This is a genomic window from Streptomyces echinatus (assembly GCF_014203595.1).
Lineage (GTDB): Bacteria > Actinomycetota > Actinomycetes > Streptomycetales > Streptomycetaceae > Streptomyces > Streptomyces echinatus.
The window spans coordinates 153,921-166,833 of the sequence record NZ_JACHJK010000016.1 but is presented as its reverse complement, the minus strand read 5'-3'; the positions used below and the strand labels follow the sequence as shown (position 1 = coordinate 166,833).

At 74.1% G+C, this 12,913-nt stretch carries 10 protein-coding genes and 1 pseudogene; 6 read left to right on the top strand and 5 right to left on the bottom strand.

Features of this window, described 5'->3' with window-relative positions; all coding sequences use genetic code 11:
• Positions 1-102: 102 nt before the first annotated feature.
• Positions 103-1,986, bottom strand: coding sequence for an NlpC/P60 family protein (locus FHS34_RS44225; RefSeq protein WP_372478553.1), 1,884 nt, complete (start codon positions 1,984-1,986; stop codon positions 103-105).
• Positions 1,987-2,364: 378 nt separating this feature from the next.
• On the opposite strand from FHS34_RS44225, the gene FHS34_RS34635 reads away from it, so the two are divergent.
• Positions 2,365-4,431, top strand: coding sequence for a DUF1996 domain-containing protein (locus tag FHS34_RS34635; protein WP_184972931.1), 2,067 nt, complete (start codon positions 2,365-2,367; stop codon positions 4,429-4,431).
• Positions 4,432-4,582: 151 nt separating this feature from the next.
• A pseudogene (locus FHS34_RS34630) lies at positions 4,583-5,209 on the top strand (GNAT family N-acetyltransferase); the annotation flags it as partial.
• Positions 5,210-5,235: 26 nt separating this feature from the next.
• Here the strand turns inward: FHS34_RS34630 and FHS34_RS34625 are convergent.
• Together FHS34_RS34625 and FHS34_RS34620 are read right to left on the bottom strand one after the other, a co-directional pair.
• Positions 5,236-5,949 carry a lipoprotein gene (locus FHS34_RS34625; protein ID WP_184972929.1) on the bottom strand — a complete coding sequence of 238 codons (714 nt, stop codon included), beginning with the start codon at positions 5,947-5,949 and terminating at the stop codon, positions 5,236-5,238.
• 94 nt (positions 5,950-6,043) lie between these two features.
• Positions 6,044-6,685: a class I SAM-dependent methyltransferase gene (locus FHS34_RS34620; protein WP_184972927.1), complete on the bottom strand. Its 642-nt coding sequence runs from the start codon at positions 6,683-6,685 to the stop codon at positions 6,044-6,046.
• A gap of 109 nt (positions 6,686-6,794) precedes the next feature.
• Here FHS34_RS34620 and FHS34_RS34615 point away from each other — a divergent pair, with 109 nt between their 5' ends.
• On the top strand, positions 6,795-7,253 hold the full coding sequence (locus tag FHS34_RS34615) for a flavodoxin family protein (protein WP_184972925.1): 459 nt from the start codon (positions 6,795-6,797) through the stop codon (positions 7,251-7,253).
• A gap of 132 nt (positions 7,254-7,385) precedes the next feature.
• Here FHS34_RS34615 and FHS34_RS34610 read toward each other — a convergent pair whose 3' ends face one another.
• Both FHS34_RS34610 and FHS34_RS34605 read right to left on the bottom strand, forming a co-directional pair.
• Positions 7,386-8,681, bottom strand: coding sequence for a cytochrome P450 (locus tag FHS34_RS34610; RefSeq protein ID WP_184972922.1), 1,296 nt, complete (start codon positions 8,679-8,681; stop codon positions 7,386-7,388).
• Positions 8,682-8,911: 230 nt separating this feature from the next.
• Complete coding sequence (locus FHS34_RS34605) at positions 8,912-9,568, bottom strand: GNAT family N-acetyltransferase (protein WP_184972920.1); 657 nt, start codon at positions 9,566-9,568, stop codon at positions 8,912-8,914.
• 1,107 nt (positions 9,569-10,675) lie between these two features.
• On the opposite strand from FHS34_RS34605, the gene FHS34_RS34600 reads away from it, so the two are divergent.
• From FHS34_RS34600 to FHS34_RS34590, 3 genes are all read left to right on the top strand, one after another.
• The gene (locus tag FHS34_RS34600; protein WP_184972918.1) at positions 10,676-11,551 is read left to right on the top strand and encodes a Sco1979 family transcriptional regulator; all 876 of its coding nucleotides are present in this window, start codon (positions 10,676-10,678) and stop codon (positions 11,549-11,551) included.
• A 91-nt stretch (positions 11,552-11,642) separates the two neighbouring features.
• Entirely contained in the window at positions 11,643-12,458 is an 816-nt protein-coding gene (locus tag FHS34_RS34595; RefSeq protein ID WP_184972916.1) for an SAM-dependent methyltransferase, read from the top strand.
• 227 nt (positions 12,459-12,685) lie between these two features.
• On the top strand, positions 12,686-12,865 hold the full coding sequence (locus tag FHS34_RS34590; RefSeq protein ID WP_184973017.1) for a hypothetical protein: 180 nt from the start codon (positions 12,686-12,688) through the stop codon (positions 12,863-12,865).
• Positions 12,866-12,913 lie beyond the last annotated feature (48 nt).

Sequence of the window (12,913 nt, the reverse complement as noted above, 5' to 3'; positions counted from 1 at the left end):
GCCGGAGCGTCCGAGAATCCGGCCTCACCTGGCGCCCCGTGGCCGAGACACGCTCGACCACCGCGGGGCCGGCGCGCCCGGCGACGCCTGGGCCGAGCGCGGTCAGGCCGGCCGGACGATCCGGCGGATGGCCGCCTCCCCGGCGCCGTAGACCGACTCCTCGCGGATGGTCGAACCCGGCCCCGGGGCGTGCACCATCATGCCGCCGCCGACATGGAGGCCCACGTGCCGGTCGTCGTCGAAGAAGAGGACCAGATCACCGGGTTCGAGCCCGCCCGTCGTCACCTGGGTCCCGGCCACCGCCTGCTCGTGCGCGGCGCGCGGCAGCGTGACGCCGGCGGCCCGCCACGCGGCCTGGGTGAGGCTTGAGCAGTCGTACGAATCCGGCCCTGTCGCACCCCACACGCACGGCTTCCCGATCTGCGCACGGGCGAACGCGATCGCCTTGGCGGCGCGGAGGGCGCGGGGCGACTCCGGCGCCGGTGTATCCGCGGGGACCCCCGTCGGGGGCGCGAGGGCGGCGCCGGGAGCGGCCGGATACGGGACGGACCCGGAGCCGGTGGCGAAGGGGGCGGTGACGGAGGGGTGGGCGGCGTACGTACCGGTGGCGTAAGTGCCGGTGGCGGAGGGGGCCTCGGCGTACGTGCCGGTTGCGGAGGGATCGGTGGCGTACGCGCCGGTGACGGAGGGGGTGCCGGTGTAGGTGCCGACGGCGGAGAGGGCGTCGGCGTAGGGGCCCGTGGCGGAGGGGGTGATGGTGTACGCGCCCGTGGCGGAGGGGGTGATGGTGCTCGCGCCCGTGGCGGAGGCGCCGGTGAAGGACGGGTCGGTGGCGTACGTGCTGGTGCCCGGTATGTCGGTGGCGTACGCGAAGGTGCCCGTGCCGGTCGTCCCGTCGACGGTGGCGGGCGGCAGGTCGGCGGCCGGGACCGGTCCGGGTGCGGCCGGCGCCTGGACCGCCTGGGCCGACCAGGTGGGCGGGGCGGTGTGACGGGTGAGGAGTTCGCCGGCGGTGGCGAGCCTGCTCCGGCCGGCCGCCTTGGCCGCGGCGGGGGAGAAGCTGCCGAACCCGGCGGTACCGGGCAGCGGCCTGGGTGCCCGGCCCTGGTCCCGGGGGTGGGGCGGAGCCGGGGCCGCGAGGAGGGCCGGCCCCGTGGGAACGCCGCCGACCGCTTCCGGCTCCCCGAACTCGGACAGACCCGATGCACCAGGCAAGCCCGACAGGCTTGGCGGGCCAGGCAGGTACGCCAAGCCGCCGTGTGTGGTCGGTGTCGCCGGTCCTGCGGCGGGGGCCTCCAGGCCGACCGGTGCCGCCGTCGGCCCGCCGGCCGGCTCGGGTGCGTAGCCCATGGGCGGGTGTGACTCGGCGCCGGCCGGCACCCCCCACTCATCCGTCGACGTCACCGCCGGCGATACGCCCACGGCGAGGCCCGTCGGCAGTGCGGCCGCCGCACCTCCGGCGGGCAGTGGGCCCACCGCGTCTCCGGCGGGCAGTGCGGCCACGGCACCCCCCGCAGGCAGTGCGGCCACCGCGCCCGCGGCGGGCAGTGCGGCCACCGTGCCTGGGGGCGGGAGTTCGGCCGTCGTGCCGCCGACGCCCCGCTCCAGGGCCTGGGGTGCCGGTGCCGAGGGCGCCGGTTCCAGGGCTGCCCGCTCACCGCCGGTGAGGGCGCCGCCCCCGTTCAGGTCCGGGGAACGGACCGGGGCGGCCGGCAATTCGCGTACCGGATCGGGCAGACGGTCGGCGGGCAGTGCGGCGGGGACGGTCGGCCCGAGCCTGCCGCGCGCCGAGTCGAACCACCGCTGGGCGATCTGGTCGAGCGCCGGATCCGAGCGCCGGGCAGGCTTCTTGGCCAGCGGAACGCCCCGTGACCGCGTCCGCAGGGCCATGGCCCGGGTCGCGTTGAAGTTACCGGTGGCGTTCTCGGCCTGGTCGTACAGCGAGTCGATCCGTTGCCGAACCTCGTCGCGGCTCTCCGGCGCCATGGAAGACGTGCTCCTTCCTTGCCCCGCAGGGCGGTTGGGCGGCTCGCCGGGGCGATACCTGGCGGCGGCCTGGCGTCAACCTAGCCAACGTGTGTGCCTCATGTGAAGGTTGAGGTGTGAAATGTCCGATACATATTCGTGATGTTCGCAGTGGAGTTCGACAGGGAAGGGGTGGAGGTCATGGTTTCCTGTGAGCCTCCGGTGAATTCGCGATTCCGTTGAACACGGTGGCGCCGCCCCCCGTATGAAGCCGGGGAACTCCATGCCCGACCGGCGACCACATCCACCGGCGATCACACACAGGGGACAACCTTGGTACGGAACAGGCGCAGGCGCCCGACCGGCGCACGACGCGCGACCCTCGCAGCGGTCGCCCTGATGCTGGGCGGAGCCGGGCTCGTCGCGGTGAACGTCTACGCCTCGGCCTCCGAGGGCTGGGGCGACGGATCCGGCACGGACTCCGCCGGACACGTCCTGTCCACCGGCATGCCGACCGTCGACTGCCCCGATGTCGGCAGCCGGCTGACGGCGGTGCCCGACGCGGCCCGTGCGGACGTGGACCGCGAACTCGCCCTGCTCGACCAGCAGACCGCGGAGGCCTACCGGCAGCTTCAGCAGTGGAGCGGGAGCGGCGGCCGGGACGGCGACTCCGCCGACGACACGATCATGAACCCGCTGAACGAGAAGCGGTCGGCGTCCATCGGGCGGATCGTGGACGCCATCGACCGGGCGGGGGAGCGGCCGCAGGGCCTGGACTCCCTGGCCGCCTGCACGCTGCGCCCCGGTGAGAGCACCCAGCCCACGGCCTCGCAGAGCGACGGCACCCAGCCGGGCGGCGGCGAGGGCCAAGGGCAGGGCGGTCAGGGGCAGAACGGTCAGGGGCAGGGGGGTGCGGGTCAGGGCGGCAACGGGCCCGTCGTCTCCGACTACGTGGACATCACCACCACGCAGCCCGACGCGCAGGCCCCGTCCCCGCAGGACGACGCCTCGCGCGGCACCTTCACCTCCGACTGCGGCGTCAACGCGGGCGGCCTGTTCAACTCCGACAACGTCATCGTCGCCCCGGGCGTCTCCAACGGCGCCCACCACTTCCACGACTACATCGGCAACCAGAGCAACACCGCCTTCGCCAGCGACGAGGACCTGGCGAACGCCGACACGAGCTGCGTGGACCAGGGCGACAAGTCGACGTACTACTGGCCGGTGCTCCGTCTGCAGAACGGCACCCAGGAACGGGACGCCGGAGCCCCGGGCGGCGGCACGGAGGGGAACGCGGGCCAGATCGTCACGCCCAAGCAGGTGACGCTGACCTTCGAGGGCAATCCGCGCGGCAAGGTCACGGCCATGCCGCGCCTGCTGCGCATCATCACCGGCGACGCCAAGGCGTTCGTCAACGGCCCCGGCAACGCCAACGCGTCCTGGAGCTGCACCGGCTTCGAGGACCGGCAGCTGAAGGACAAGTACCCGCTGTGCCCGCAGGGCAGCGACGTGGTACGCACCTTCCGGTTCCAGAGCTGCTGGGACGGCCGCAACATCGACAGCGCCAACCACCGCACCCATGTGGCCTTCGCCGCCGAGGACGGCTCCTGTCCGGCAGGCTTCCAGCCCATTCCGCAGCTGGTGCAGCGGATCGTCTACGACGTGCCCGCGCCGAGCGTCGCGGACGGGGGCCGTACCGTTCCGCTGTTCGCGGTGGACTCCTTCCCCGAGCAGCTGCACAAGCCCGTCACCGATCACGGCGACTTCATCAACGTCTTCGACGAGGACCTGATGAGTGAGATGGTCGACTGCATCAACTCCGGCCGCACGTGCGGTCCGGACGGCAGCGGCGACGGCGGCGACAACGCGAGCGGCGGCGACAACGGGGACAACACCGGCACCGGCAACGGTGGCAACACGGGCGACGGCCCGGGCAACGGCGACGGCTCCGGCAACAACGGTGGCAACACCGGTACCGGCAACGGTGGCAACACCGGCACTGGCGGCAACGGTGGCAACACCGGCACCGGCACCGGCACCGGCGATGGCACCGGCTACGGCGACGGCGCCACCGAAGAGCCCGGCGGGGGCGTGACCCTCTCGCCGGCGCCGTCGGTCTCCCCGCCCGGCGACGCCCCGGGGAACGACGTGACGACCGCACCGGCCGACACCACCAAGCGCGACACGGACGCCAAGGCCGCACCGGCCGAGTCCGCCGAACCCCGTTCCACGAAGGCGCGTTCGGCGGCGACGCGCTCCGCACCGGCCCCGGCCGCGTCCGGCTCCTCCGCGCCGGGCCAGGCCGCCGCCGGAGACGTCCCGCCGACGGCAGGACAGACCGAACCCCAGGCTGCCGGGGGCGGCCTGGCGGAGACGGGGGCCCATCTGTGGCCCGCCGCCATCGGCACGCTGCTCGCCCTGTCGGGGCTGTTCATGCTGCTCCGCGCCCGGCGCATGCGCTACTGACCGGCACGCGCGACGCCCCGGGCACCTGAGACCGGGACGTCCCGACCGTCCGCGTACGGCGGCCACCCGTCCGAGGGGTGGCCGCCGTGACGCGTTTCCGGCGCCGTCGGCCCCTTGTGGGAGCGCTCCCAAAGGGATGAGGATGGGAGTCATGCCGTCCCTCGAACAGGCCCCCGGGATCCGTCCGTACCGCCCCGCCGACCGCGACGCCGTCGCCGACGTCTGCGTCCGCACCGCGCACCTCGGAGGCGACTCCCGGTCGATCCACCCCGACGAGCGCCTCATGCCGTCGATCTTCGCCGAGCCGTACTGCCACTTCGCCCCGGAACTCGCCTTCGTCCTGGACGACGGCACGGGCCGGGCCGTGGGGTACATCCTCGGCACCGCCGACACCGAACGCTTCGTGAAGGACTTCCGGCGGACTTGGATACCCGGGCTGGCCGGCCGCTATCCGGAGCCCGCCGGGCCGCCCGGGACGCCCAGCGAGGAGATGATCGGCCTCCTGCACCGGCCCGAGCGGATGCTGGTGCCCGAACTCGTGGCCTACCCGGCGCATCTGCACCTCGACCTGCTGCCGCCCTGGCAGGGGCGCGGGTACGGCCGCCGCCTGATGCACACCTTCCTGGACGCGCTGCACGGGCAGGGTGCCGGGGCCGTCCACGTGGGCATGGTCACCGCCCACACCGCCGCCCGTGCGTTCTACGACCGGGTCGGCTTCCATGAGATCCCGGTCGTGGACGCCGGCCCGCTCACCTACCTGGGCCGGGCCACGAGGCGCGACGAGCGGGGCGCGGGCGGCCGGTCTCAGGAGAGCGTCAGGGTCTGCTTGGCGAGGTCGTACGCGGGCCGCATCTCCTCGTGCTCGTCGGTGTCCATGCCGCCGAGGTGCAGGACGACCGGGCCGTCGGGCGTGCTGACGGCGAAGGCGCTCTCCTTCTTGGTCTCCTCCAGGAGCTTGCTCGTGCAGAGGTACTCCACCTCCACCGCGGCGAGGCCGCTGCCGGTCCTGAAGGAGTGGTACTCGGGCTTGCTGACGTTGTCCTCGGCGGCCACGAACCCCCGCAGCACGCTGCCCGCGTCCGCGTCGCCGGGCTTGCCGGTCCACACGCGCAGGAAGCCGATGTTGCCGGCCGGCTTGGCGTCGATCTCGCAGGCCGCGGTGACCGGTCCCTGCCGCAGGAATGCTTCGGCGAGTGCCCCGCTCAGGTCGCCGTCCTCGCCGTTCGCCGCCTTGGACAGCTCCTTCTCGGCGTCGATCGACTTCGCCTTCCAGTGCTGGGCGAGGCCGAACGTGACGGGCAGCTCGCAGGCGGATCCGGCCGGCCCGACCGTGCCGCCGCGGGCCGCCGCCGTGTCCTTCGCCGCCGTACCGCCGGCCGCCGCGCCCTTGGCGCTCGGCGACGCGCTCACGGACTTCTTCCCGTCGTCCTCCGCCGATCCGGCGCACCCGGCGAGCACCGCCGCGAGCGCCGTCGCGGCGGCCATACGGCCCCCGACCGTCCCCACCCTGACCTGCACTGTCGTCTCCCTCTCGGTTCAGAGCCGCCACTGTAACCGAGGGCACCGACGGCGCTGACGGCGTTTTTTCGCGCGCAGGCCCACCGGCTTCGGCTCAGTCCGCCTCGCGCCGGGCCAGCAGGAAGAGATGCGGTTCGGGTACGGCCTCGGGGTGATCCGGGGTGAACAGCGCCTGCTCCTCGGACAGCACCGTCAGACCGGCGTCGGCGACCAGCCGGGTGAACGCCTCCGCGGTGAAGCTCGTCACCCGGACCGGCTGCCCCATGAAGAGCCCCTCGGCGCCCTCCAGGTCCAGCGGCACGGTGGCCAGCGCGACCGGGCCGCCGGGCCGCACGGCCCGGGCCAGCTTCGCCACGACGTCCGCCTGTTCGGCGCGCGACATCTGGAGCAGCGAGAAGTACGCGCACACCGCGTCGAACGAACCCTCCGCCAACGGCGTCTCACGGATGTCGGCGAGCCGGAACTCGGCGCCGGGCACCTGTCGGGCGGCCAGGCCGACCATGACGGGGGAGACGTCGATGCCCAGCACCCGGTGGCCGGCCTCGGCGAGGGCCTGCGCGGTGGGCCGTCCCGTGCCGCTGCCCACGTCCAGCACCCGGCTGCCCGGTGCCAGCAGCTCCAGCAGCCGGTCCAGCGACGCCCGGTGCGGTGCGGAGCCGGCGAACGCCCGCTCGTAGGCCGGCCCCAGCGCGTCGAACACCACGGCGGCCGGTGCCCGGCGGTCCTCCTCGGCCACGACAGCTCCTCCCGTCCTCCCATGGGGCGCGCCCCTCGGCACGCCGCTGACGACGCCCGCCCCGGCCCGCCGTTTGCAAGGGCGGCGGGCGCACGGCAGGGTGCCGGATGTGCCTACCCTGCTGATCGTCCATCACACTCCCTCTCCCAACTGCCAGGCGCTGTTCGAGGCCGTGGTGTCCGGAGCCACCACACCGGACATCGAGGGCGTCCGCGTCGTACGCCGGGCGGCCCTGTCGGCCACCGCCTCCGACGTCCTCGAAGCCGACGGGTACCTGCTCGGGACGCCCGCCAACCTCGGCTACATGTCCGGCGCCCTCAAGCATTTCTTCGACCAGATCTACTATCCCTGCCTCGACGAGACCCGGGGCCGGCCCTTCGGCTTCTACGTCCACGGCGGCAACGACGTCACCGGCGCCGTCCGTGCCATCGAGACCGTCACCACCGGACTCGGCTGGCGCCGGTCGGCCGAACCGGTGACCGTCACCGGCGAGCCGGGCAAGGCCGGCACCCAGGCGTGCTGGGAACTGGGCGCCACCGTCGCGGCGGGTCTGATGCCCGACGCCTGAGCATTCCGTGCCCCGACGCCTGAGCATCCCGTGCTCCGGCGCCCGAGCATTCCGTGCCCCGGAGCCTGGGCGGCCCGTGCCCCGGTGCCCGTACCGCCGGGGCAGGCGTCGGCGCGGCGGGCCGACGGGATGTCAGGCCGTGGCCGCGGCCGTGGCCACGGCGGTACGGCCGGACCGCACCGCGTAGTGCTGCGGGAACGGGGTGCCCGCGTAGTCCAGGCCGCGTTCGGCGCCGGGCAGCGGGCGCACGCCGGGACGCAGCAGCACGCGCCGCACCAGCTCCGGCACGATGACCCGGGCCGCGTACCTGCCGACGCAGTCGTGCGCGCCGTAGCCGAGGACGAGGTTGTGCGCGGGCGGGCGTCCGGGCCGGAACTCGGCGGGGGCGTCGAGCACCTCCTCGTCGAACATCGCCGACGCGAAGCAGGCCAGCACCACGCTTCTGGCCGGGATCACCGTCTGCCGCGGGGTGCCGGCGGCCAGCACGTGGTCCCGCACGCACAGCCGGGGCGTGATCGGCACGAACGGGTGGAAGCGCAGCGCTTCCCAGACGTAGGCGTCGAAGCGGGCCGGATCGCCCTCGCCGGCCGCGCGCTCGGCCTCGGCCAGCACCCCGGGGCGCACGGCCAGCTCCTTGAGCGCGGCGGCCGTGCACTGGGTGGCGTTCTGCTGGTAGGCCGTCAGATAGCCGACCAGGTTGGTGCCGATGCGCTCGTCGTCGAAGCCGTACTCGCCGGGCAGCCGGGTGCGCAGCATCCGGCCGAGCACGTCGTCGGGGCCGTCCCCGGGGTTCGCGGTCCGGCGGCGGGCGATCAGGCCGGCCACGTGTTCGCGCAGTTCGCGACCGGCGGCCACGCCCGCCGCGTGAATCTCCGGGTCCCGGTCGGGGTTGACGGCGAACGCCCACTGCATCCGGCGTGTGCAGGAGTGCAGCGTCTCCTCGGCGATGCCGGTGAACCCCAGGTAGGCGTCGGCGACCCGGGCGGCTGCCAGGCGGGCGTAGTCCTGGATCAGGTCGAAGGTGTCCGGGCTGCCGGCGATCGCCTCGTCCAGCACCTCGTCGGCGATCCGCGCGGTCAGCTTCCGCACCCGGGGCGCGTCCTCGGCGGCGAGCATCAGCTGCCCGAACCCGCGCTCCTGCCAGTGCACGTCGGCGCCGTCCCGGGAGAGGACGAACGGCGCCCCGAGCACATCCTCCAGAGCCGGTCCGAACACGCCCACGGTGAACGTCTCAGGTGCCGACAGCACCTCCAGGACATCGGGGTGCCGGGTGACGAACACGCCGACCGGCGTGGCGAACGCCGGCCGGTGCGCGCGCAGCTCCGCGAAGAGGGCCGCCCTGCCGGTCACCATGGCCTGCCGCAGCAGGGCCACTCGCTGCGGGACGTCGTCCTCGGGGACCGCGTCGTACGCGGCGAGAAACTCCATGACGGCCATTCAGCCACCGGCCCGGGGACGCCGCACGTCGGACAGGCATTCGGGGCAGCACGGGTGCGCGCGTGAGCGCCGCTCCGTGGACGACCGGCTCTGACGGCGGCGGGGCCGACCGTGCCCTCCTCCTCGAAGCCGCTCCCGGTCGTCCACGTCGCGATCGCCCCCCCCTCGCGCGTCGTGCATCTCGGCGGTGACCGTGGTGCGGTCCACCGGTGCGTCCGTGGTCAGTGGCAGCGGCGGGCCGTCGTGCTGTCGTGCCGGTGCCAGACGGCGTCGATGACGCGGCCGTCGGGGAGGGTGTGCCGGGCCGGCCCCCGGTCGGGGACGAAGCCCGCGTTGGCCAGGGCCCGTCGGCTCGCGGTGTTCGCGGGCTCGGCCCCGGCCCGCACCGTGGTCAGACCGGCATGGGTGTGAGCCAGCTCCACACCCGCGCGGAACAGCTCCCCGCCCAGGCCCTTGCCACGGCAGTCCGGCGCCAGCCAGCCGCCCATCTCACCCGTTACGTGCTGGAGTTCGAGTCCGCCGGCATAGCTGAGGTCGGACCGGCGCACGCAGACCAGGAAGAGCGGGTCGTCCGGACCGGGCGCGTACGGCTCGGCCAGGATCCGGGGGATCCGGCGGGCGTCGCCGCCGACGGGCCGCCAGGCCAGCAGGCGCCGGCGGAGCTCCGGGTCGGGCAGCACCTCGTCCGCCTGGGTGCCGAGCCACCGCTGCGCCTCGGCGTCCGCGCTCGCCGCGAGCCCCGCGACCACGTCCAGCCGGGTCCGCGGTGTGAACAGCAGCAGCCGCTCGGTGGCCAGCACGTGCCGGCCGGGCCCGCAACTCCCTGGTTCGGGGAGCCCGGACGCGGTCCGGCGGCGGCGGATCAGCGACCAGACCATGGCACCCCTCGGCGGTACGGCACGTGCGGCGGACGCGGGACGCGTCACCGGAACCGCCCTGCCGACGGGTGCGGACGACCCGCACCGGCGGTGAATCTAGCGGGTCGCGGGCCGGATGCCGTACGCGGGGGCACGGCCTGTCGCCGACCGGGGAGGGCGGCGCGCCGGGTGCCGCTCAGCCGAGCTGCTCCTGCGAGCCGGGCTTGGGGCGGGTGCGGGTCCAGGAGGGGTCGGCGGCGGCCGGGGCGGGGACCGGGCGGGGTGCGATGAGGTGCATGGGGCTGTCCTTCGGACGAGTGGGGGGATGGTCCGGGGCGGTGAGGGGGGAGGAGGACACAGGGCCGACGGGGTCTCGGTGCGCGGATGCGGACGAGGCCCCGCCGGTGCCGCTGTGCTCCGGCGGACGGTCAGCGGGCGGTGGGGAGTCCGCCTGTGCCGTGGGGAGCGGTGCCCACGGCCGCTCGGCCGGCGGACCGGGGGCGGCCGGCGCCGTCGCCGGAGTCGGGGAGTGAGGACCCGGAGGCGAGCCGGTCGGGGCCGGCCGGCCCAGGGAGTCGACCAGGTCGCTCGCCTCCGGGTGGTCCGGGGACGCGGTCCGGGGCCGGCAGCCGGTGCGACTGCCCGCCGTCCGGTATTCGGCGGCGACGTGCGAAGGCGGTCGCCGCCCGGTGCCCGGGCACCACGGCGCCCCGGAACGACTCCCCGCGGCGCGAAGCGGTCCGCGCCGGTCTGTGCTCGTCGCCCGCCGGGGGGAGCGGTCGGTCGAGCGGTCGGAGGAGGGAGGGCGGAGCCATCGCCGTGCGCCTTTCGTCCGGCCTCGCGGATGGGATTGCGGATGTCCGGCCGGCCGCCCTGACAGCGGACGTTCACCGCCGCACGGGAGGCGGCGGTGGCGGCCTGTCTCCCCCAAGTCGGCCGCGTCGCCCGCTCCCTGGATCGGCCGGAGCGGTAAGTCCACTTTGGCATCCGCCAATGACGCATCGCAACCGGCAAGTTGAAATTTTCATTTGGCCAAGTGCATGCTGCATCCGCCAGAACGTGATCGAATGGACGGGGAAACCGATCGCGTGCGAGGGCGATCCCGTGGACCTGACGAGGGGGGTGGGCGTGACCGCGGAGACCGACTGGGGCGGCGCCCCTTCCGTGCTGCGCATGATCCTCGGCAGACAGCTGGAGGAACTGCGCACCCGGGCCGGGCTCAGTTATGCCGAGGCGGGCGCGGCGATCGGGGTCAGCCACTCGACGATCCGCCGTATGGAAGCCGCCAAGGTGGCACGGCTGCGGCTCGCGGACGCCGAGAAGCTCCTGCAGGTCTACGGCGTCACCGACCAGGAGGAGATCGACACCTTCCTGCAGTCCGTGCGCGAGGCCAACAAGCGTGGCTGGTGGCACGCGTACCGCGACGTCATGCCCGACTGGTTCGCCGCCTACCTCAGTCTGGAACAGGCGGCCGTGCAGATCCGCGCGTACGAGAACCAGTTCGTGCACGGCCTGCTGCAGACCGAGGACTACGCCCGAGCCCTGCTCACCGCGGCCGGCCCGCACGCGTCCGCGGAGGCCGTCGAGCGCCGCGTCGCCCTGCGCATGCGCCGTCAGGAACTGCTGGCCAGGCAGGGTCCGCCGCGGCTGTGGGTGGTGATGGACGAGACCGTGCTGCGCCGGCCGGTCGGCGGCCCCGAGGTGATGCGCGCGCAGATCGACCACCTCGTCGAGGTCAGCCGGCTGCCCCACATCACCGTGCAGCTCATGCCGTTCGCCAACGGGCCGCATCCCGCGCTGTGGGCCGGCGCGTACCACCTCTTCCGGTTCCGGGCCCGTGAACTGCCCGACATCGCCTACCTGAACGGTCTGGCCGGGGCGGTCTATCTCGACAAGGCCGACGACGTCGTGGTCTACCGGGAGGCCCTGGACCGGCTGAGCGCCCAGGCCGCGTCCGCGAAGATGACCGAGAACCTGCTCGCCGCTCTGCGCAAGGAGTGGTGACCGCCGCCCGTACCAGCCGACCGCACCCGCACCCGCGCCCCGCACTCGCTGACGCGAGCCCCGACCCCCGACTCGAATGGGAGACACGGCGTTGCCCGACAACGGATGGCCGGCCGACCGTATCGACACCGAGAACGCCCACTCCGCCCGCATCTACGACTACATACTCGGCGGCAAGGACTACTACCCCGCCGACAAGGAAGCGGGCGACGCCATGGCCCGGGAGTGGCCCGCGCTCCCGGTCCATATGCGCGCCAACCGCGACTGGATGAACCGCGCCGTGCGCTGGCTCGCCGAGGAGGCGGGCATGCGCCAGTTCCTGGACATCGGCACGGGCATCCCGACCTCGCCCAACCTGCACGAGATCGCCCAGTCCGTGGCCCCCGGGTCGCGGGTCGTCTACGTCGACAACGACCCGATCGTCCTCACCCTCTCCCAGGGCCTGCTGGCCAGCGCCCCCGAGGGCCGGACCGCGTACGTCGAGGCCGACTTCCGTGATCCGGCGGCCATCCTGGACGCCCCCGAGCTGCGCGAGACCCTGGACCTGAGCAGGCCCGTCGCCCTCACCGTGATCGCGATCGTGCACTTCATGCTGGACGCGGACGACGCGGTCGGCGTCGTGCGCAGGCTGCTGGAGCCGCTGCCCTCCGGCAGCTACCTCGCGATGTCCATCGGCACCGCCGAGTTCGCCCCCGAGGAGGTGGGCCGGGTCGCCCGCGAGTACGCCGCGCGCAATATGCCGATGCGGCTGCGCACGCTGGACGAGGCCCACGAGTTCTTCACGGGCCTGGAGCTGGCCGAGCCCGGCATCGTCCAGGTGCACAAGTGGCACCCCGACGGCAACGGCGAGCAGGGCATCCGGGACGAGGACATCGCCATGTACGGCGCGGTCGCCCGCAAGCCGTGACAGACCCGGGGCCGGGGTCCGACCCACCTCCCGGACCTCGGCCCCGCCCCGGCCGTACGAAGAGCCCCCGAGCACGTGCAGGCGTCCCCGTTCGCCGTCCACCGGCTCCTGTCCGGAAAGAAAGGCGAAGAAGCGGAACCAGGCCGTGGGAAATCCGGTCTTAAGGTCCGCCGAAGGCCGGGATCAACCCGGTCGGTACGTATGCCGGGGGAATGAGACGCATGTCCGTGAGCAGCCGTCAGACCCTTCTCGTCGCCGCCGCCCCGACCGCCGGTCTCACCCTCGCCGCCGTCACGCCCGCCCTCGCGGGTGCCTCAAGCGAGCCGTGCCCCCGTGCCGCCGCGGTGCCGTCCGCCCAGGGCGGCCTGCAGACCCTGAAGATCACCGACCTGATGCCGGCCGGCTGACCCGGGGGTACACCGGATGTGGGCCCCGCCCCGCCCCATTCGGGGCGG

Bases quoted from the DNA above. Each gene is read 5' to 3' on its own strand.
- FHS34_RS44225 (WP_372478553.1), bottom strand. From the start codon at position 1,986: ATGGCGCCGGAGAGCCGCGACGAGGTTCGGCAACGGATCGACTCGCTG.
- FHS34_RS34635 (WP_184972931.1), top strand. From the start codon at position 2,365: ATGCTGGGCGGAGCCGGGCTCGTCGCGGTGAACGTCTACGCCTCGGCC.
- FHS34_RS34610 (WP_184972922.1), bottom strand. From the start codon at position 8,681: ATGGAGTTTCTCGCCGCGTACGACGCGGTCCCCGAGGACGACGTCCCG.
- FHS34_RS34605 (WP_184972920.1), bottom strand. From the start codon at position 9,568: ATGGTCTGGTCGCTGATCCGCCGCCGCCGGACCGCGTCCGGGCTCCCC.